This is a genomic window from Streptomyces sp. NPDC048521, from assembly GCF_043199855.1.
Classification (GTDB): Bacteria; Actinomycetota; Actinomycetes; order Streptomycetales; family Streptomycetaceae; genus Streptomyces.
In genome coordinates, this window is the sequence record NZ_JBICWR010000001.1 from 427,669 (window position 1) to 446,969 (window position 19,301).

17 protein-coding genes are annotated in these 19,301 nt (G+C 72.0%); 7 read left to right on the forward strand and 10 right to left on the reverse strand.

From position 1 onward, the window contains the following. Positions 1 to 171: 171 nt before the first annotated feature. The 4 genes from ACGFRF_RS02010 to ACGFRF_RS02025 all read right to left on the reverse strand — a co-directional run bounded on the left by ACGFRF_RS02010 (position 172) and on the right by ACGFRF_RS02025 (position 4,525). Positions 172 to 864, reverse strand: coding sequence for a TetR/AcrR family transcriptional regulator (locus ACGFRF_RS02010; protein ID WP_393736229.1), 693 nt, complete (start codon positions 862 to 864; stop codon positions 172 to 174). A gap of 55 nt (positions 865 to 919) precedes the next feature. Continuing rightward, positions 920 to 2,446 (reverse strand): class I adenylate-forming enzyme family protein, encoded by a 1,527-nt coding sequence (locus ACGFRF_RS02015; RefSeq protein WP_393736231.1) that lies wholly within the window; start codon positions 2,444 to 2,446, stop codon positions 920 to 922. Positions 2,447 to 2,604: 158 nt separating this feature from the next. Then, positions 2,605 to 3,252 (reverse strand): HAD-IA family hydrolase, encoded by a 648-nt coding sequence (locus ACGFRF_RS02020; protein ID WP_393736233.1) that lies wholly within the window; start codon positions 3,250 to 3,252, stop codon positions 2,605 to 2,607. Between the two features lie 73 nt (positions 3,253 to 3,325). After that, positions 3,326 to 4,525, reverse strand: coding sequence for an acetyl-CoA C-acyltransferase (locus tag ACGFRF_RS02025; protein WP_393736235.1), 1,200 nt, complete (start codon positions 4,523 to 4,525; stop codon positions 3,326 to 3,328). A gap of 178 nt (positions 4,526 to 4,703) precedes the next feature. On the opposite strand from ACGFRF_RS02025, the gene ACGFRF_RS02030 reads away from it, so the two are divergent. From ACGFRF_RS02030 to ACGFRF_RS02055, 6 genes are all read left to right on the forward strand, one after another. Further along, positions 4,704 to 5,597 carry an alpha/beta fold hydrolase gene (locus ACGFRF_RS02030; protein ID WP_393737091.1) on the forward strand — a complete coding sequence of 298 codons (894 nt, stop codon included), beginning with the start codon at positions 4,704 to 4,706 and terminating at the stop codon, positions 5,595 to 5,597. After that, a complete protein-coding gene (locus ACGFRF_RS02035) occupies positions 5,594 to 6,415 on the forward strand; it encodes a hypothetical protein (RefSeq protein WP_393736236.1) in 822 nt (273 codons plus the stop codon). The genes ACGFRF_RS02030 and ACGFRF_RS02035 overlap by 4 nt, the downstream gene beginning before the upstream one ends. A gap of 332 nt (positions 6,416 to 6,747) precedes the next feature. Then, entirely contained in the window at positions 6,748 to 7,302 is a 555-nt protein-coding gene (locus ACGFRF_RS02040; protein WP_393736238.1) for a hypothetical protein, read from the forward strand. Next, entirely contained in the window at positions 7,299 to 10,112 is a 2,814-nt protein-coding gene (locus ACGFRF_RS02045; RefSeq protein ID WP_393736240.1) for a M48 family metallopeptidase, read from the forward strand. The genes ACGFRF_RS02040 and ACGFRF_RS02045 overlap by 4 nt, the downstream gene beginning before the upstream one ends. Positions 10,113 to 10,250: 138 nt before the next feature. Next, a complete protein-coding gene (locus ACGFRF_RS02050) occupies positions 10,251 to 11,480 on the forward strand; it encodes a helix-turn-helix domain-containing protein (protein ID WP_393737092.1) in 1,230 nt (409 codons plus the stop codon). 135 nt (positions 11,481 to 11,615) lie between these two features. Then, the gene (locus ACGFRF_RS02055) at positions 11,616 to 12,257 is read left to right on the forward strand and encodes a cutinase family protein (protein ID WP_393736242.1); all 642 of its coding nucleotides are present in this window, start codon (positions 11,616 to 11,618) and stop codon (positions 12,255 to 12,257) included. A gap of 151 nt (positions 12,258 to 12,408) precedes the next feature. On the opposite strand, the gene ACGFRF_RS02060 is transcribed toward ACGFRF_RS02055, so the two are convergent. Further along, entirely contained in the window at positions 12,409 to 13,452 is a 1,044-nt protein-coding gene (locus ACGFRF_RS02060; RefSeq protein ID WP_393737093.1) for a catalase family protein, read from the reverse strand. A 390-nt stretch (positions 13,453 to 13,842) separates the two neighbouring features. Between ACGFRF_RS02060 and ACGFRF_RS02065 the strand changes: the two genes are divergently transcribed. Beyond that, positions 13,843 to 14,175 (forward strand): putative quinol monooxygenase, encoded by a 333-nt coding sequence (locus ACGFRF_RS02065; protein WP_393736244.1) that lies wholly within the window; start codon positions 13,843 to 13,845, stop codon positions 14,173 to 14,175. Positions 14,176 to 14,351: 176 nt separating this feature from the next. Here ACGFRF_RS02065 and ACGFRF_RS02070 read toward each other — a convergent pair whose 3' ends face one another. The 5 genes from ACGFRF_RS02070 to ACGFRF_RS02090 form a co-directional block, all read right to left on the reverse strand. Next, the gene (locus ACGFRF_RS02070; protein WP_393736246.1) at positions 14,352 to 16,100 is read right to left on the reverse strand and encodes a SpoIIE family protein phosphatase; all 1,749 of its coding nucleotides are present in this window, start codon (positions 16,098 to 16,100) and stop codon (positions 14,352 to 14,354) included. A 155-nt stretch (positions 16,101 to 16,255) separates the two neighbouring features. Beyond that, positions 16,256 to 16,789, reverse strand: a complete 534-nt coding sequence (locus tag ACGFRF_RS02075) for a hypothetical protein (RefSeq protein WP_393736247.1) — start codon at positions 16,787 to 16,789, stop codon at positions 16,256 to 16,258. Between the two features lie 605 nt (positions 16,790 to 17,394). Next, positions 17,395 to 18,012: a hemerythrin domain-containing protein gene (locus ACGFRF_RS02080; RefSeq protein WP_393736248.1), complete on the reverse strand. Its 618-nt coding sequence runs from the start codon at positions 18,010 to 18,012 to the stop codon at positions 17,395 to 17,397. Positions 18,013 to 18,168: 156 nt separating this feature from the next. Then, a complete protein-coding gene (locus ACGFRF_RS02085) occupies positions 18,169 to 18,711 on the reverse strand; it encodes a DUF1360 domain-containing protein (protein ID WP_393736250.1) in 543 nt (180 codons plus the stop codon). Next, positions 18,695 to 19,189: a hypothetical protein gene (locus ACGFRF_RS02090; protein ID WP_393736252.1), complete on the reverse strand. Its 495-nt coding sequence runs from the start codon at positions 19,187 to 19,189 to the stop codon at positions 18,695 to 18,697. The genes ACGFRF_RS02085 and ACGFRF_RS02090 overlap by 17 nt, the downstream gene beginning before the upstream one ends. Positions 19,190 to 19,301: the final 112 nt, after the last annotated feature.

Sequence of the window (19,301 nt, forward strand, 5' to 3'; positions counted from 1 at the left end):
TCGACGGCGGGTGTGCGCGCCTCCTGTATATTTGAATCTGACTTCAAGTTCAACTGTGGGGCGTGCGGCAGCGCGCGCAGGGGGCCGCCCGGCCCCCTGCGTCGGAGAGCGCAAAGAAAGAAGCACCCGGCGGAACCGGGTGCTCTGCGGGAGGCGGACCAGGCCGCCGGATCAGCGGTTGCCGGGGAACCGCAGGGCGTTCGCCCAGAGCCGGGTGACCGTGGACACGAGTGCGTCGAAGTCCACCGGCGCCTCTTCCTCCTGCCGCTCGCCGAGCACGAAGGCGTTGTAGGCCATGACGCTGACCATGCCCGACAGCGCGCGGGAGGCCATCATCGGATCGACCTCGCGGTCTGCCACGCCCCGCGCCTGCAGCTCGGCGATGCCCCGGGCATTGCGGCGGATGAACGCGTCAGCGCGCCGGCTGCGGAACTCGCGGAACTCGGGCTCCACTTGGGCGACCTGCTCGAGCAGGGCCATCAGCTTCGCGTTCCGTCTGTACGCCTCGAGATACGCGCGATTGCTCGCCTCGAGCACCGCATAGGGGTCGTCGGTGCCCTCCACCCGGCCCATGCCCGGGTGCATCATGTCCTCTTGCGCCTCCAGGAGAACGGCGGCAAGCACCTCTTCCTTGTTGGCGAAGTAGGTGTAGAAGGATCCCGCCGCGCATTGGGCCTCTTTGGTGATGTCGGTCAGGCGGGCGTCGAGGTAGCCGTCCCGTTCGAACACCTTCCGCGCGGCCTTCACCAAGGCGGCCCGCGTCCGCGCTCCGCGCTTCGTCGTGGGCGGCTCGCGAAGGTGCGAGAGGGGCGCCATGGGCGGTGCCTTCTCGCTGTCGAACTCCTCGGGCGCAGTAGTGTCCATCCGGGGACTCTACTTGAATCCGACGCCATACTCATAAACCCCGCCGTACGGGTGCTCAGTGGCGGCGGACGGCACCGTCGGCGGGCGCCGTGTCGCGGGTCAGAGCGGCACGGTCGATGGACCGCTTGAGGATCTTCCCCGACGGGCCCTTGGGCAGCGCGTCGACGAACCGGACGATACGCGGGATCTTGTAGGCGGACAGCCGCTCCCGTGCCCAGCTCGACACCTCGGCGGCAGCGAGCTGCGAACCGGGCCGCGCGGCGATGAGCGCGGCGACCTCCTCGCCGTAGTGCTCGTCGGGAACGCCGATCACGGCCGCCTCGACGATGTCCGGATGCTCGTAGAGAACTTCCTCGACCTCACCGGGGTAGACGTTGTAACCGCCGCGGATGATCAGGTCCTTGATGCGGTCGACGATGCGCAGGTCGCCGTCCGCGTCGGTTTCGCCGAGGTCGCCGGTGCGGAACCAGCCGTCGGGCGAGAGGGCCGCGGCGGTGTCCGCGGGACGGTTCCAGTAGCCGCGCATGACCGTGGGGCCCTTGATGTGGACCTCGCCGACGGTACCCGGCGGGCACTCGTTGCCCTCGATGTCGCGCACCTGGACCCGCATCCCCGGGACCGCCCGGCCGGTGTAGCCGGTCTTGCCGCCGCGGTCGATGTCGTTGAAAGTGCCGAACGCGGTGGTCTCGGTGAGCCCGTACCCCTCGAGGATGGTGCAGCCGAAGCGGGCCTCGAAGGCCCGGGCGATCTCCCCGGGCAGAGAGGCGCCGCCGGAGACGGCGACCCGGAGCTGGGCGAAGTCCGCCGGGTTCGCATCGCCCGCCGCGTGCAGCAGCGCGTTCCACATGGTGGGCACGCCGGCCATGATGGTGAGCCGGTCGCGGCGGAGCATCTCCAGCATCGACGCCGGGTCGAATCGGGCCAGCAACGACATCGAGCCGCCCACGGTCAGGGTCGCCATCATGACCGATGCCTGGCCGAACACGTGGAACAGCGGGAGTCCGGTGCCGGTACGGTCGGTGCTCGAGGCGCGGCTGCACTCGGCGCCGATCTCCCCGGCGGACAACAGGTTCCCTACGGTGAGTCGAGCCCCCTTCGGGCGCCCCGTGGTGCCCGAGGTGTAGAGGATCGCCGCGGTCTCGTCGCGGTCCCGGTCGACCACGCGGGCAGGGGTGGCTCCGGTGACCGACGCGCCCGGGGACAGCGTCCGAAAAGGCACGTCGAGCGCCGCTGCCGCCTGTGCGACGGCGGGGCCGAGGGCGTGCCAGGCGATCGCCCATGAGCACCCGGCGTCGCCGAGGACGTACTCGGCCTCGGACCGGGTGACCATCGTGTTGACCGGCACGACGACGCAGCCCGCGGCCTGGATCCCGAGGTAGGCCACCACGAACTCGGGTACCGACGGCGCCGCGAGCAGCACCCGGTCCCCGGGGGACAGACCCGCGGCGGCCAGGGCGCCCGCGTACCGCATGCTCGCGTCACGCAGTTGGAGGTAGGTCCACCGATCCGTGGCGCCGCGCAGTGCGACGGTGTCGGGAGCGGCGGCCGCGTGGCGGCACACGGGATCGAGAACATTGGTCATGGGTGGTGCCTTCCGGGATGGGAGCGGGTGGCGGTACGGGTCTCGCCCTCGCCGATCGGTTGACGTGGCCCGGCCTCGACATGGCCCCGGACGGTGCGGCCGGACGCCTGGGCGCACTGCGCCCTACCGGTCGACGGGTCGGTCGAACGGTCGGTCGGTCAGGTGGTGATCCCGAAGCGTTCGGCGAGTTGGCGGCGGGTGTCGGCGGCGCTGGTGTGCAGGACGCCCCCGATGCCGATCCGTGCCGCTCCGTCGAGGTTCTGCTGCAGGTCGTCGACCATGACCGCCTCCTCGGGGTCGATGCCGAGGCGCTCACAGGCGAGGGCGTAGATCCGCCGGGAGGGCTTGCGGATCCCGACCTCCCCGGAGATGACGACCGCGTCGGCTACGGCGGCGAGGTCGACACCGTCGTAGGTTCCGGTACCGAACGAATTGGAGACGAGCGCGACGGGGCGGCCGGCGGCTCGAAGGTCAGCGAGCAGCGCGAGCATGTCCCGGTCGATCGACATTCCCGCCTGCATCCGGGCCGTGAGCCCCTCGGCCGGTACGTCGGCGCCATGGAGGCGCAGACGCTCGGCGAATCCTCGCTCGAAGGCTTCGGTGCCGATACGGCCGCACTCGTGGTCGGCCAGGAGGGTGCGTGACGGCTGGTCCCGGGCGAGCAGGTCCAGCGGCAGGCGCGGGTCGCCGCCGAGCGAGGCGCCGAAATCGGTGAAAGCCCGCAAGACACTGGAGGTGATGACACCGCCGAAGTCCACCAGGACCGCGGTCCTGGCCCTTTCCACCACGTTCGACACGGTGTCCATCCCTCTCTCTCACGGTCGGTTCGCCGCCGTGCGACGCGACGGCGGTCACGGTTCTCCAGCAGGAAGGCGGTCCTCAGGCGACCTCGAACAGCCCGGCCGCGCCCATTCCGCCGCCGACACACATCGAGACCACCACATAACGCACGCCTCGGCGCTTGCCCTCGATGAGGACGTGCCCCACCAGCCGGGCGCCGGTCATTCCGTACGGATGACCGACCGAGATCGCGCCGCCGTCGACGTTGAACCGCTCCGGGTCGATGTGCAGTTCGTCCCGGCAGTACACCGCCTGGGAGGCGAACGCCTCGTTGAGCTCCCACAGACCGATGTCGTCGATGGTGAGGTCGTGCCGCTTCAGCAGTTGCGGAATCGCGAACACCGGACCGATGCCCATCTCGTCCGGCGCGCAGCCGGCAACGGTCATACCCCGGTAGACGCCCAGCGGTTCCAGTCCGCGGCGCTCGGCCTCCTTCGACTCCATCAACACCGACGCCGAAGCCCCGTCCGACAACTGGGAGGAGTTGCCGGCCGTCACGCTGGAACGCGCGCTGACCTGACCGTCGGGCAGCACCGGCGCCAGGCCGGCCAGGCCTTCGAGCGTCGTCGACGCGCGGTTGCCCTCGTCCCGGGTCAGGGTGACCTCCTCGTCCCGCACCTCTCCGGACTGCTTGTCGAGGACCTTCTTGACGCTGGGGAGCGCGACGATCTCCCGGTCGAACCGGCCGGCCTCCTGCGCCGCCGCGGTGCGCCGCTGCGACAGCAGCGCGAACTCGTCCTGCCGTTCCCGGCTTACGCCATAGCGTTCGGCGACGATCTCCGCCGTCTGCAGCATCGGCAGGTAGATGCTCGGCTTGTGCTCGACCAGCCAGGGGTCCGCCATGCGGTGGGTGTTCATGTGGTCGTTCTGCACCAGGGAGATCGACTCGACACCGCCGCCGACGGCTACCTGCATGCCGTCCGTGACGATCTGCTTGGCGGCCGTCGCGATGGCCATCAGGCCCGACGAGCACTGCCGGTCGATCGTCATCCCCGACACGGTGTCCGGAAGTCCGGCACGGAGAGCCGCCTGACGCGCGATGTTGCCCCCGGAGGACCCCTGCTGCACGGCGCAGCCGAAGATCACGTCCTCGACCTCGCCTCCCTCGAGTCCGGCGCGCTGTACCGCGTGCTCAAGGGCGTGGGCGGCGAGTTCCTGCGCCTGGGTGTCGTTGAACGCGCCGCGGTACGCCTTTCCGATCGGCGTCCGTGCCGTCGAAACGATGACTGCTTCCCTCATGTCGCCTCACTGTTTTCTGTTTGGTCCGGTTCGTCCGGGAGCTTCGCCGGCCGGGATTCCGAGCACCGTGCGCCGGGCTCGTTATAGTTGAATTCGGCGTCAGGTTCAACCGAGCGCCGGGTCTTGACAGCCCGCCCTGCTCCCTGGAGGGTACCGACCAGTCGGTACGAAGGGGTGGATCGTGACCCAGCTGTGCATCTCCACGGGTGCGGGCGTGTTCGACGCGATCGTGGCGGGTCCGCCCGGGGGTCGTCCGGTGCTGCTGCTGCACGGCTTCCCGCAGACGGGGCTGGTGTGGCAACGGCAGATCGCGGCCTTGGCCGCGCACGGTCACCGGGTGGTGGCACCCGACCAGCGGGGGTACTCCCCCGGCGCCCGCCCCCAGCGGCCCGAGGACTATCGCATCGGCCATCTCGTGGACGACGTGGTCGCCATCGGCGAGGAACTGGGCTGGGCGGCGTTCGACCTGGTCGGCCATGACTGGGGAGGCGCGGTGGCGTGGTGGACCGCGCACGCCCACCCCGGCCGCATACGCACCCTGACGGTTGTCTCGACCCCGCACCCGGGCGCTCTGGCCACCACCCTGCGCACCGACCAGGACCAGCGCGCACGCTCGCGCTACATGATCGACTGGCGTGACACACCCGCGACCGAGGAGCGCATGCTCGCCGACGACGCCCGGGAGCTTCGCGCCCTCTACGCCGGAAAGGTCCCGCGGGACAGTGCCGAGACCTACGTGCGGCACCTGTCCCGGCCGGGCGCTCTCACCGCGGCACTGAACTGGTACCGGGCCGGCCGTCCCGACGGCGCGATCGGCGTCATCGACGTGCCCACGCTGTACGTCTGGAGCACGGAGGACAGCGCGTTCGGCCCGGCCGCCGCGCGGGAGACCGGGCGGTGGGTCAACGGCCCGTACCGCTTCGAGACCCTCCAGGGCGTCAGCCACTGGGTGCCCGAGGAGGCGCCCGAGACGCTGAGCCGCCTGCTCCTGGAACACCTGCGCGCGCACGCCGCGCACGGAACCCGCAGCGAACGCCCCTTTCGCCGACTCCCCGATGAGGTGACCCCGTGAAGACAGCACGCGCGGCCTGGCGCCGCCTCGAGCCCGTACACGCCATGATCTACTTCGCCCCCGAGGCACGGCGACGGTACGCGGACCTCGGACTGAGCGGACGCGCCGGGTACTTCGCCTCCCGGAGCGCCCCGTTCGGCCGGGCGTCCGCCGAGCTGGTCATCTCGACCTTCTACAACTTCAACCCGGCCTTCGTACGGCAGGCGATCGACGGGGCCTGGGACGCGACGACACCGCGGCAGGTGCTGGACGCGCGGTACGCCGCGGCGGGCGAAGCCCTGCGGCGGGCGGGGATCCACGAGCTGCCCGCCCTGGACGAGGTCCTTGCGCTGGCCCGCCGGGCCGCCGAAGCGGCCCGCGATCACGCGCAGGGCCGCCCGCTGTTCGCGGCGCATGCGGCACTGCCTTGGCCGCAGGAGCCGGTACTGCAACTGTGGCACGCCCAGACGCTGCTCCGGGAGTTCCGTGGAGACGGACATGTCGCGTGCCTGCTGAGCGAGGGCGTCGGGGGCCTGGAGGCGCTGATCCTGCACGCCGCCACCGGTGAGGCGCCCGTCGACTTCCTCAAGGCGAGCCGCGCTTGGCCCGAGGAGGAATGGGCCGGCGCCGAGGAGCGCCTGCGCGAGCGAGGTCTCCTGGACGGCGACGCCCTCAGCCCGGACGGCGAACTCCTGCGCCGGCACATCGAGGACCGCACCGACCGCCTGGCCCTTCCCGCCTACGCCGCCCTGGGTGACGCCGACTGCGAACGCCTCGCCGAACTCGCCGGTCCCTTCGGCCGCGCCGTCGTCGAATCCGGCCTGCTCAAGCTGGGCTGACCAGGCCTCTCAGCCTTCTCCGTCCCGAACTCGACCTGCCGGCACGGTGGCCCTGCCCTGCGAGAAGGACATGGGCCCTTCGCCGTCCGCGTCTCCCGGGGACCGGACGCCGCCGTCAGCCTGGCGGGTGAACGGCCGGAGCCGGGCGTTCCGGCAGGCGTACGCCACGCTCCGGCGGGAATACCGGAACAGCGCGCCCGGTGAGGCGCGTACGGGGTGCGGCCAGTAGGGGCTCGGAGGGAAACGACTGCCGTCTGTCCGCGGTCGCTCACGCTGGTGCATCCTGGTCGGCGGGGCCGTGCGGGGCGGATGGGCCGGGAGGGAGCGGACGCATGCGTGCGACCGTGCTGGATGTGGTGCGGGGCGTCGTCGGTCAACACGCCCCGCAGGAACGGCAGTTGGTCGAGGATCTGGCGGGTCTGGACTACGGCCTGGTGGTACGGCGGCTGCGGCAGGCGTCCTCCGGCAGGCGGGCCGACCCGCTGGGCTTCGGCCTCGACGACATCGCGACCCTGGTCACGCCCTTGGTACTGCTGGTGGTCGACGAGGCGTGCCGCGCCGCCGTCGCGGACGGGACCGGCCGGCTGATGAACCGGGTCACGACCGCCCTCGGACGCCTGCGCCCGTCCGCCTGCCGCCCAGCCGCCCCGCCCGAGGTGCCCGACCTCGACCGGGAGCAACTGGCGTCCGTACGGCGGCGCGTGCGTGAGGAGGCGATCCGGCACGGCCTCTCCGACGCCGCCGCCGACGCCCTCGCGGACAGCGTCGTCGCACGGCTGGCCTTGGCGGGCACGGAGGACTCACAGAACGCCCAGTCGGGTGGGTCCGGTGACTCCGGTGAGTCGGGCGATGGTGGTGGTCGTCCAGCGGACGGAGCGGTCCGGTGAGCGGGAGCACGGAGGCGGCGGTGCCCCGCCAGGCCCCGGTGCCGCCCGCCCCCGACCCGGGCACGCTGCCCGCCGGGACCACTTTGCGCTTCCTCGTCCTGGTCGTCGCGATGGCGGTGGCCACGCTCGAGATGCTGAGCGGCATCCTGCGGCCGTACCCCGCCCGGAACGTCGAGTTCCTCTGCGAGTTCGCGGCGGGCTACGACCCGGGGGGCAACCTCATCGACAACGTGGCGCGGAGCAACGCCCAGGCAGCGGCGATCAGGGAGTGTGCCGAGGGCGCCCCCGTGACGCCGGAGTGGTACGGCCCGGCCGGCAGCGCCGTCGTCCTGCTGGCGGCCGCGGCCGTGTACCTCCTGCTGCCGCGCTGGAAGCGCTGGCGGCGCGGTCTGGTGCCGCTGCCCGGCCGGGACCCGCAGGGCGAGATCCGGGCCGAGGTCGCCCGGCTGGCCGGGATCGCGGGCGTGCGCACCCTGCCCGACCTCGTCGTCGACCTGACCGCCCTCGACGCCGGCGCGGTGGTCTTCGGCCGGGCGGGCAGGCGCACCCTCTGCCTCAACAACGGTCTGCTGCACGTCCGCCGCTCGGACCCGGCCCGCTTCCGGGCCGTGGTCCTGCACGAGCTGTCCCACCTGCGCCACCGGGACGTGGACATCGCCTACGCCGTGACGGCGCTCTGGCGGGCCTTCCTCGCGCTGGCCGCCGTCCCGTTCACCCTCATGGTCGGCGGGAGCCTCGTCGCGGCGCACTTCGGCTGGTTCATGGGCGCCGACGCCGTCTTCTGGCCCGCCGCCCGGCCGTACATGGTCAGGGAGATCGCGACCGCCGCGTTCCTGTTCCTGCTGGTCGTCCTGGCCCGCGCCGACACCCTGCGCCACCGCGAGCTGTACGCCGACCGGGGGGCCGTGGCCCTGGGTGCCGATCCCGGCGTCTGGCGGTCGCGGGCCGACGGGGCCGTGGCACGGGGCCGCCCGGCGCGGAGCATCTCGGCGTTGTGGCGCAGTCATCCCTCCTGGGAGGAACGGTGCCGCGTACTCGGGGATCCGGCGGGCCTGTTCGCGCTGACGGACCTGCCGTTGTTCCTGCTCGGCGCGGTCACCCTGGTCACCGGGAACGCGCTGAGCGACCTGTGGGACGAGCGTCCGGCCGCCTGGCTCGTCGGAGGCCTGGCGGCGGCCCTCCTGACGGTCTCGGTGTGGCGCGCGGCCCTGTATGCCGCGCACCGGGGCACCCCCGGCCCCTCGGGTGTGCGGGCGGGCTTGTCGCTCGGACTCGGCCTGGTCTGCGGGGAGTTGCTCTCCGGGGCGAGCATCGGCCCGGACTGGTGGCCCGCGCACCTGGAGCCCCTGCTCTTCCCGTTCCTCGGCGCCGTGGCCTACGTCTGCTGGCTGACCCAGTGCACCCGGCTGCACCTGCGGGACACCCGGGGCACGCCACGTGCGCTGCGCGCGGCGGTGCTCGTCGCGGTCGCCGCGGGATGCGTGGTGGCGGCGGCCGGCCTCGGCTGGTGGATGGGCGAGGGCCAGCTGTGGTCGGCCGGGAACCTGTACCGGGCGGGCGGTCTGGAGCAGCACGTCCGCGAGATCTTCCCCGGCCCCTGGGACCGGTACGCGCAGTACGCGACGGTGCTGCCCTGGATCGCCACGGCGCTCGTCAGCGCGAGCGTCGCGGGCTCGACCCCCTTGATCGCGGCGGCCGCCGTGGTGCTGTGGGTGTATCCGGCAGCGCTGCTGCTCAGGCGGCCACGAGCGACGGGGCTGCGGTCCACGGTCCTAGCCGGGCTGGCCGGGGGTGTGTTCGGCGTCGCCGCCGTGGCGGCGGTGATGGCGTACGTCCACTCCTGGCGCCCTCCGTTAGGGGTGCGGGGCATCGCCTTCGGAGTCGTCTACATGTGGTGGCGGACCGTCGCCCTGTGGGCCGGCGTGGCCGTGACGGCTGCCGTCGTCGCCGTGACCACCCGCGCCCACCGGTTACCCCGCGCCCTCACCGCCGCGGGCATCGCCCACATCGTGGCGCTGGCAGGGCAGTTCGTGCTCCAGTCCGCCGACGGCTGCCTGGGCCCGCTGCGGGTCATGGGCAACACCTGTCACTGGCTGCCCGACGCCTCGTGGTCGTTGACGGAACTCCTGGTGCAGACGGCCGCACCGGCGATGTTCGGCGCCGCCCTGGTCGCCGCCCCCCTGGCCCGGCTCCCCCGCGCCGAACGGCCTTCGGCGCCCACCGAGGCCGTACGGCGCTCCTGGCCGCTCCGGATCGCCGTCGGCGCCGTCGCGGTCCTGGCCGTCGCGTCGTCCGTCTTCGCCGTCCCTTCGATGACGGGCGACGGCACGGCCCTGGCGGCTCCCGACCGTCCCCCGGCCGCCGACACGAACGAAAGGGTGCGCAGCTTCCAGCTGCTGGCCTGGTTCAAGGCGAGCGGCCAGGCCGACATCGTTGCCCTGGCCTCTCGCTACACCGATCTCGGCACGTGGTTCAAGGAGTCGATGGACGCCGAGACCGGTGCCATCGACGGTGACGCCCTGCGTCCCGTCTGCACCGGTCTCGCCCGTGACACGAGCACCGCTCGGCGCCATCTGGGCGTACCCGACCCCGAACTGGGCCGCGCATGGTCCGCCCTGCTGGCCAAGAGCCGCGACGCGGCCCGCGAGTGCACGTCCGTGCTCGACTCCAAGAGCGACGACGTACGGCGGAACACGAAGATGGTGGAGCAGCTCTTCGACGCCTACGAACAGGCGAGCGACGTCCTCCCCACCCTGACGGACCGCGTCGACACGGCGCTGAAGCAGTGGCCGCAGTGGAAGGCCGGCTGATCACGACCAGCACGTGACGCGACCTGGCGGTGCCGTCGGGACAACGGAACGCAGCGCAGAGGCCGTTCGTCCCACACAGGACATCCCACCGGTCCCGCTGACAACAGTGCGCGGGTGAGCCGCTTCCTGGTGAAAGGAGTGCCCGTGAAGGCTGTTCCCCCCTCGCACCGCGTGCCGGACGGCGCCGGTGCCGCGCCGGTGCCGTCGGATCTGGCCGAGCTGCTGCGCGCCCAGCTCGAGGCCGTCGCCGACGAGGTTCAGGAGGAGGTCCGCCGCCAGGTCCCCGAGTACGCGCGGCCCGCGGACGGCCCCGACGGCAGAACCCTGCGGGCCGGAGTGGTGCAGGCCCTGACCTTGTTCGTCGACCACATCGCCGATCCGCGCGGCAACGGGGAGGCGATCGCCGCGACGTACCACGAACTGGGGCGCGATGCGGCGTCGCGAGGCCGCGGTCTGGGCGCGCTGCAGTCCGCAGTGCGCGTCGGCGGGCTGCACGCCTGGCGGCTGATGGGCCGTACGGCGGAGGAACTCGGGCTGGACTCGGCGGTCGTGGCCGCGCTGGGAGAGCTCGCGTTCCGGACCGTGCACGAGGTCGCGGAGGCGGCCGCGGCCGGCTACGCGGAGGCTCAGTCGCACGGCACGCAGGAGCTGGAACGGCGCCGCAGGCGCCTGCTCGACCTGCTCCTGGAGGAGGGACCGGTGTCCCGCGAGGCCGTGCAGGACCTGGCTCACCGCGCACGGTGGCCGGTGCCGCGGCAGGTGGCGGTCGTCGCGCTGGCGGCCGCCCCGGACCGGCGAGAGGAGGACCGGCCCCCGGCCGCGGCGGGAGCGCTGGTGGACATGGAGTCCCGGCCGCCGCGCATGCTGGTGCCCGACCCGGACGCCTCCGGCCGGTTCGCGGGCCGGACGTTCACGCTCGCGCTGCGTGGCCGGCCCGCCGCGATCGGACCGACGGTCGCGGTCACCGAGGCCGCCCCGTCGCTGCGCTGGGCCACCCGCGCGCTGGCGCTGATGGGCCGTGGGATCCTGCCACGCGAGGGCGTGGTGCGGTGTGCCGACCACCTGTCGACCCTGCTGCTGCACGCCGACGAGCCGTTGCTCGCCCAGCTCCAGGCCCGTGTCCTCGCCCCGCTCGACGCGGTCACGGCGGGGCAGCGCGCCCGGCTCACCGAGACGCTGCTGGCCTGGCTGCTCAGCGGCAGCAACGTGCCGGACGTCGCCGTCCGCCTGCACATCCACCCGCAGACGGTCCGCTACCGCCTGCGCCAGCTGGAGAAGCTGTTCGGCGACGCCCTGCACGACCCGGGCACCCGCCTCGACCTGATTCTCGCGTTACGGGCCGAGGCACGGGAACCACAGCAGGACTGATTCCGATACTCGAGCGGCGACAAAAACCCGTGGCACTTTCATCATCCCGTCCATAACGCCCCGCCGAGCACGCGGAATACGTTCGGGCCGTCCTTTTCACGGGCGCCTCATGCGCCCCACACGCGGAGGATCCCCATGCGTATCCGTTGGTGCCTCGCCGTGCTCTCGCTGGTCGGCGGGACCGGACTTGCCGCCCTCTCGTCATCCACGGCATCGGCCGCCGCCTGCACGGACATCCAGGTCGTCTCGGCTCGCGGTACCTTCGAGCCGGGCACGCTCGGCCTGATCGTCGGCGACCCGGTGTATGCGGCGCTGCAGAAGAAGCTGACGGGCAAGACCTTGTCCGGCTACGCGGTGAACTATCCCGCGGACCTCTCCCTGACCTCGGCCGCGCGGGGCAACGCGGATCTGGTGAACCACGTCAGGAACCAGGCTGCCGCGTGCCCGGATCAGAAGTTCGTTCTCGTCGGCTATTCGCAGGGCGCGAACGTCGTCGACAACTCGATCGGCGTCAGCAGTGCCGGCGCGGTGGTCGGCAGCCCCATCGTGGCCACCCTGCCCGCCTCGGTCGAGCCGAGGGTCAGCGCGGTGCTGCTGTTCGGCAACCCGATCCGGGCCCTCGGCAGGAGCGTCACCGGCACGTACCAGAGCCGCACCATCGACTTCTGCGCCAAGGGCGACCCCGTCTGCGAACCCGGCGGGGTCAACACACCGGCGCACCTCGGATACGCGGCGGACGCCGACGCGGCGGCCGCGTTCGCCGCGGACAAGGTCTGAGCCCTGAGACACCCGCACACACGCGGGGCCCGGGGGGAGGTCCTCCCGGGCCCTTCCGGCGTGCGCCGCGGTCGGCGGTCCGTCGGCGAACGGTTGTAGGCCGCACGGAACAGCTCGCGAAGGTCGGTGACCCCCTTTCCCCGCTATGGCCTCAGCCGAGCAGTTGCGCGCTGCCGGCCGGTTCGCGCCGCTGTTGTCCGTCGATGCGGTGCCGTTCGACGGACGAACGCCGGTACACCTCCTGTCGCACCCGCTGGATCTCACCGATGGGCCGGTGCTCCTCGCGGGCGCGCCACGGTGTGATCGAGGTGGCGTCGGCGGCCGTCAGGTTGTCGTCCCCGCCGATGTCCTGGCGCGGGAGGTCCACCCGGGCGACGGTCACCCAGCCGGACAGTTCCTCGGGCCACTTCACCGAGGTGTTGTCGACCGGCATGCGGGCCAGATCGGTGTTGAGCTGCACCTGGAGGTCGAAGGAGTGGTCCCGTTCCGCGGCCTCGGCCACGAGGGTGTGGCGGAACGCCTCGTTGTCCGCGCGCACGTCCACGATCCGGTGCGTGAGCACGGCCAGGGACTCGGCCGTCGGAACGGTACGGATCTTGGCGATGTGGTCGCCGTGCCGGAAGGCACCCATGCTGTTGTAGGTGTACGACAGCAGGTTCCTGCGCGGCACGGTGGTGAACGACAGCATGGCGAACAGTTCGTCCCACAACCAGCTGTCCGGATCGGTGAGCGTTCCCCGGCGAGTCAGGAAATCCGCCAACCAGGTCTTGCGGCGGGCGGGGTTCACCAGTGCCTCGGGCAGCTCCGCGAACAGGTCCTCGATGACCATGTAGTCGTAGGCGGTGTTCGCGAAGAAGACCTCGTTGTTGATCAGGTTGAGGTCGAACGTGCCGCTGTCCGGTTCGTCGTCCAGCAGTGAGGGGCCGGGCACCCCGAACACTTTGATGCCCATCCCGCACGCCGCGCCCAGCTGGTGGTCGGGGCGCTGGTGACCCAGGCCGTTGGAGTAGCGGACGACGGCGTCGTACACGGCGGGCCGGGCGAAGATGCCCTGGCCGTGGAATCCCGGGTTGTCACCGATGGTGACGGTGGCCTTGAGGAGGCCGTAGGTCTTTCCGTGGGCGGTGCGGACGGCGCGGCCGACGGCCTCGCGCTCCACCGAGGCGCGGGTGCGCTGCGCCACCTGTGCGACCACTGCGTCCAACTCCTGTCAACATAACTGCTAGTGGTGAATCCCACGTAGGCGAGCGCAACCCCGCCCGGGGACGGCGGGAGGGAAGCATGCGCGCCGGAGGGACTGCACCGAGCCGGAGGAGCGACGCCGCTACGTACGGCAGGACTTTGGCGCGCGGCAGGTGTACGAGTACCTCCTCACCGCGGAACTCCCTCCTGCCCGCGCCCCCGGCCCGCCGCACCGCGACGCGTGGGGGGCCGCGGCCGTGCGGCGGAATGCCGCGACGCGTCCGCCGCCGTGCGGTCGACGAGCCGGCGACGGCAAGCCCAGGCCGTACGATCCTGTCGCCATGAGTCCTGCTTGCGCGGCCGGAAGCCGGGCAAAGCCCCGCCTGCCCATGGAGGGAAACCCATGATCTTCATCACCGCCAAGTTCCGAGTCCGTCCCGAGCACGCCGACCGCTGGCCCGAGATCGCTGCCGACTTCACCCGGGCCACCCGCGCCGAGCCGGGCTGCCTCTGGTTCGACTGGTCGCGCAGCGTTGCGGACCCTACGGAGTACGTCCTGGTCGAGGCCTTCCGCGACGACGAGGCCGGGGCCGCGCATGTGCAGTCCGCGCACTTCGAGGCCGCGCAGCAGACGCTGCCGCCCCATCTGGCCGAGACGCCACGCATCGTGAACGCGACCGTTGCGCAGGACGACTGGTCGCTCCTCGGGGAGATGGCGGTCCCCGGACAGGAGTAGCCGCCTGTCGACAGTGGCCAGTTCAGCCAGTCGGGGACGTGCCAGTCCAATCTGCCATTGCGCTGCCGGGAGGAACGCGGGAGGCGGCCTGCTGAGTCACGACGCGACCGGCTCGGCGCGGCCCCCTCAGCAAGCTCATGGCCTCGGGAAGCGGCATCTTCGAGCTGCGCGCCCGGTCACCGACCGCGTTCGGGAGCCGTCCCTCCGGTCCGGGGCCGGGTGGGCGTCCGCAAGGCGAGGAGGGCGACGTCGTCGTCGTTGGCGACGGGACGGACCCGGCGCAGGAGCTGGTCGGTGAAGGACGCCAGGGGCCGGTGGGCGAGGGCGGCGGCGTGCCGGCGCAGCCGGTGCAAGCCCTCGTCGAGAGTGCGGCCCGTTTCCTCGATCAAGCCGTCCGTGTACAGGACCAGGGTCGAGCCGGGCGGCAGCAGGACGGTGGCGTCAGCGCGGGATGAGCGTACCCCGGCGCCCAGCAGGATGTTGTGGCCGTCCGTCAGGTAGTCGGCCAGGCCGTCGTGGGTGATCAGCAGGGGCGGTGGGTGGCCGGCGTTGGTCCAGGACAGTTTCCAGTGGCCGTCGTCGGCTTCCTCCACCCGAGCGAAGATCATGGTCGCCATCGCGACGTCGGTGATGTGCAGGACCGCCTCATCCAGCCGTTCGACGATCCGGCTGGGGGATTCCTGCTGGGACCATGCGTAGGCGCGCAGCATGTTGCGGACCTGGGCCATGCCGGCCGCGGCCTCCAGATCATGACCGACGACATCCCCGACGGCCAGGGCCGTCGCTCCGTCGGGCAGGCTGAAGGCGTCGTACCAGTCGCCGCCGACCTGCGAGGCATCAGGGGCGGGCAGGTAGCGCACCGTCATCTGCAGCCCTGGCACGCGCGGCATCTGGGGCAGCAGGTGGTTCTGCATGGTCTCGGCGACCTTGCGCTGGCGCTGGTAGAGACGGGCATTGTCCAGGGCGAGGCCGGCACGGCGGGCGATGTCCTCCAGCAGCGGAAGGTCGGCGATGGCGAAGTCGCCCGGTTGCTTGGCGCGTCCCAGGGTGAGGGCCCCCAGGACCTCGCGAGTGCTGCGGATCGGGGCGATCGCCGCGGAGTGGATGCCCGTGGCGTCGAACAGACGGCGCTGTTCGACCGCGATGCCGGAATCCGGTGACCCCTGATAGGTCTGCGGTCCGGCCAAGGTGGAGGCGACCCCGCGCAGGGCCCTCGACAGCGGCATCGGAGACTCCTCCGGGACCGGTGGCATCGGCCCCTGCAGTTCCTCGTGGTGCACCAGGTTGTCACCGTCCGCTTGGACGACGACGGTACGCCACACCTCGTCGCGCTCGGAGATCAGATCGATGACGACCCAGTCCGCCAGCCGGGGCACCACCAGGGCCACCAGCCGGCGCAGTGCCTCGTCGACATCAAGGGTGGAGGTCAGCCGCGTGGTGGTCTCCGCCAGCAGGGCGAGCCGTTCGAGCTCCGACAGCTGGGGGGCCGTCGGCTTGGGTTGCGGATCGGCTGCCTGCGCGCACCGGGTGTGGAAGAGGACGAGCGTGCCGAGTTCACCGTCGCCGGCTTCGTAGGGGGTGATCAGCCAGGAGATGGGCAACACGGAGCCGTCCCCGCCCAGGAAATAGCCGTCCTCCGCCTGCGCGGTGCGCCCGGCGTGAAACGCCTGTCGCATGGTGCACCGAGTCCTGGGCACGGGCTGACCGTGGGCGTCTCGGTGCAGCAGGTCGTGCGCGTCGCGGCCGAGAAAGTCCTGCGTGGGCCGGGCCAGCAATTCTCCGGCGCGGGCGTTGACCCCGACAATGCGGCCCTGCTCGTCCACCACGTAGGCGCCCGTCCCGATCGCTTCGAGCGCCCCGGTCAGCTCACCCGTCGCCGCCAGGGGCTGTTCCCCGTGAGTCTCCGTGTGCTCCGGCCCTGCCATCTCCTCATCTCCTTCACCTGCTGGTCGCCCGTCCGCCCGGGATGTTCATCACCTTGTCGCATCCATGATCCAGGGCTGTCACACCGGGTCGCGTCGACGAGGAGCGGGCCGCGTTTCCGTGACCTGATATCTGGCCGTTCACGTGGTGCCCGCCTTCATCCGGCGTGCGCGCTCCCGCGTGGAAGGGGGCCCACGTCGGCGTGGCGGCCGGGGCGGAGGACGGCGTGGCGTTGTCCCGGGCCGGGACCGTCGGCGGCTGCGAGCAGGTCGGCGACGGCTCCGGTGACGAATGCGTAGACGGCCTTGTGCAGGAGGTCCAGTACGAGTTCCCTACGGGGCCAGGTGGCAGGCGGAGCGCCCACACCGGTGGCGTTCTCGAGGATCTGGTCGTTGGTGATGCGGACCACGGTGAACTTGGCGGAGGCGAGCGGTCCGCGCAGTCCGGCCTGGGCCATGACCGAGCGCAGCACGCCGAGCACGGCGGCCTGACCGTAGTGCATGGCCCAGTTCACCGGCAGCGGCTGTGTGCCGGGGCGTTCCGGCAGGCCGGTCAGGCGCTGCAGCACGCGGGCGGGCACGTGGGAATCGGGCCGACCGGTGAGGGCCTGCTCGATCTTCTCCCCGAGAGTCATCACGACGCCACCGGCAATACCGGCGACCGGCCCCTGCCACAACGCGCGCCTGATCATGTCCGGGCGAGTACCCGACGGCGGCGTCATCACCCGTACCCGGCAGTCGCCCGCAGTGGGTGTGAGCCGCGGCCGGGCGGCGTAGCGGCTCCGTGGCTGGTCACGCCGCCGCACCCGACGGCAGCGTCACACCCGTACCCGGCAGTGGCCGCAGTGGATTGCGAGCCGGCGACCGGGCGGCGTAGCGGCTCCGTGGCTGTCACGCCGCCGCACCCGACGGCAGCGTCACACCCGTACCCGGCAGTGGCCGCAGTGGATTGCGAGCCGGCGACCGGGCAGCGTAGCGGCTCCGTGGCTGTCACGCCGCCGCACCCGACGGCAGCGTCATCACCGCCCGCCAGTCGGCCGCAATGCAGAGCTGCGGCGACCGGGCGGCGTAGCGGCTCCGTGGCTGGTCACGCCGCTGCCCACGACCTGCTCCGGGCGCCGGACACCCCCACTCCCCTGCCACGGCCGAGCTACCGGCCCCGACCGGCTCCTGCACCGCCGCCGGCAGCCGCCGCGGGGCCCCACAGGGCAACTGGTGAACCGTCGGCGGTCGACGGGTCGGCCCGCCTGGCGGACCCCTGCGGACGACCGTCTCCGACGAACAGATGGCGTCGGCGTCACGTGCCGGAGCGCCCGCCACCGCCCCGCTCGGAGCCCGCGGGACCGATCGCGTCCCGTATCCGGTCGTAAAGACTCAGCGGCACGCCCAGCATCGCGTTGCCCGGGGGACGCCGGGGAACCACCGGGTGGGGGTGCGTGGGCGCGGTCCGGCGCACCGTCTCCCATGCGGCTCCCAGGCGCCGCAGGTGCCCGGCCTCCATCGCGTCCTGCAATCGCGGGAGCAGAAGATCCTCCTCGTCCCTGATGTCCTGCCGGATGAGCGTGAACGCCCGCTGCACCTTGTCCTCGCGTTCCGGATCGCCGGGAGAGAGCCGTTCGATGTCGGCTACGAGATCGTTGATCTGCTGGTGCTCCTCCTCGACGCGGGCGGTCAGCTCCTCCCCGTCGGGGACCGAGCGGCGCACGGCCGGCCACAGCACGGTCTCCTCCGCGAAGGCGTGGCTGAAGACCAGCTGAACCACGTCTTTCAACGCGCGTTCCCGATCACGGCCGGCGCCGCTCCGGTAACACTCCATGAGGCGGTCGATCTCCGCGTGGTCGCGGCGCTGCCGCGCCAGCACGCTCCCCTGACCACCCAACTGCTCGAGCGTCTGATCCTTGATGCTTTTCGACATGGCTGTCCCCAGACCGGCCAGAGGAATCCCGCTTCCACGCGCTCTCGGCGCTCTTGACCACTGCTCATCACCTGTCCTTTCGACGGGCAGCCACTCCCGATTCGCCGCGCCCACGGCACGGACCGTCAGGGCTCGGCCGACCGGCGAAGGCGCGGATCAGTCACGTGTGGTCCTGTCCACCATCGCGCTGTGCATCAGTTGCAGCGCGTCTGCTCCGGCCAGCGCGCTGAGCGCGCCCATGACGGTGCGCGTCGCGCGCGGCCACAGCAACTGGCCGCCGGTCAGCGTCGAGGCCACCCACACGCTCATGCAGAACGGGCAGGTCATCAACTCGCCCACGGTTTCCTTGCCCGGCTCGGGCTGTGCTTCCTCATGCAGCTCGGCGGGGCCCTGCGGGCCGACGTACTGAGTGAAGGGGGCGCGCAGCGGGCTGGTCACCGACGCCTTGCTCAGCAGTCGGCTGAGTCGGAAGGTGGCCACGGATGTCAGCATCACGTCCCACGGCTCGGGGCGCTCCGGCAGCGGACGCCCGCTGAGCCGCACGGCCGTGGCCCAGAGCGCCGAATACGCTCCGAACCCCGCCATGGCCGCGAGATAGCCGCCCAGCGGCCGATCGTGCCCGGCGGAGTAGTTCCGGTGCATGCGCCGCAGCAGCCCGTTCGCCCGTCGCGCCAGGCGGCTGTCAAGTGCTGTACCCATCGGCCCGGACCCTTCCTTTCGCGCTCTTTTCCTGGTCGCCGTCCCGGCCGTGACGCACAAGGGCTGGCACATCGTCGACGCGACGCACGCACTCTCCGGCGGGGAACTCCGTCACCGCGCCGACCCGGTGCCCGATGTCGCGGACGATGTGCGGGACCTCTTCCGCATGCTTGGCACCGGACGCCTGGCGGTAGGCCAGGTGGCCGCCGAGCCCGACCGCGGGCAGCCCCAGGAAGCCGTAGATGCGGCCTGCTCCCGCCCGCCCCTTGGCACGGCAGGCGAGCGACGTCGCACACAGACCGACGGCCGCCGTGTCGGTGAGGGCGTGCACGAGCCCGACACGCATCTGCCGCCGGTGCAGCTCCGCCTGGTCGACGGCGCCCGCCGGCGCGGCAGGCACGGCCGCCGCCAGGCCCACGCCCACCAGCACGCCCGCCTCCCGGGGACGGCCGGGCCACAGGTCCGGAACACGCTCCAACGCGTCCGGCAATCTCGAGATCCGGTTCTGCCGCAACCGACGGCGACGGGGCGTTGTGCTCATGCGCGCCGGGTCCCCGCCGGCCCCTACGGCAAACGGAAGGACGACGTCG

Bases quoted from the DNA above. Each gene is read 5' to 3' on its own strand.
- ACGFRF_RS02070 (WP_393736246.1), bottom strand. From the start codon at position 16,100: ATGGCAGGGCCGGAGCACACGGAGACTCACGGGGAACAGCCCCTGGCG.
- ACGFRF_RS02010 (WP_393736229.1), bottom strand. From the start codon at position 864: ATGGACACTACTGCGCCCGAGGAGTTCGACAGCGAGAAGGCACCGCCC.
- ACGFRF_RS02065 (WP_393736244.1), top strand. From the start codon at position 13,843: ATGATCTTCATCACCGCCAAGTTCCGAGTCCGTCCCGAGCACGCCGAC.
- ACGFRF_RS02085 (WP_393736250.1), bottom strand. From the start codon at position 18,711: ATGGGTACAGCACTTGACAGCCGCCTGGCGCGACGGGCGAACGGGCTG.
- ACGFRF_RS02015 (WP_393736231.1), bottom strand. From the start codon at position 2,446: ATGACCAATGTTCTCGATCCCGTGTGCCGCCACGCGGCCGCCGCTCCC.
- ACGFRF_RS02055 (WP_393736242.1), top strand. From the start codon at position 11,616: ATGCGTATCCGTTGGTGCCTCGCCGTGCTCTCGCTGGTCGGCGGGACC.
- ACGFRF_RS02020 (WP_393736233.1), bottom strand. From the start codon at position 3,252: ATGGACACCGTGTCGAACGTGGTGGAAAGGGCCAGGACCGCGGTCCTG.
- ACGFRF_RS02040 (WP_393736238.1), top strand. From the start codon at position 6,748: ATGCGTGCGACCGTGCTGGATGTGGTGCGGGGCGTCGTCGGTCAACAC.
- ACGFRF_RS02025 (WP_393736235.1), bottom strand. From the start codon at position 4,525: ATGAGGGAAGCAGTCATCGTTTCGACGGCACGGACGCCGATCGGAAAG.
- ACGFRF_RS02080 (WP_393736248.1), bottom strand. From the start codon at position 18,012: ATGTCGAAAAGCATCAAGGATCAGACGCTCGAGCAGTTGGGTGGTCAG.
- ACGFRF_RS02075 (WP_393736247.1), bottom strand. From the start codon at position 16,789: ATGATCAGGCGCGCGTTGTGGCAGGGGCCGGTCGCCGGTATTGCCGGT.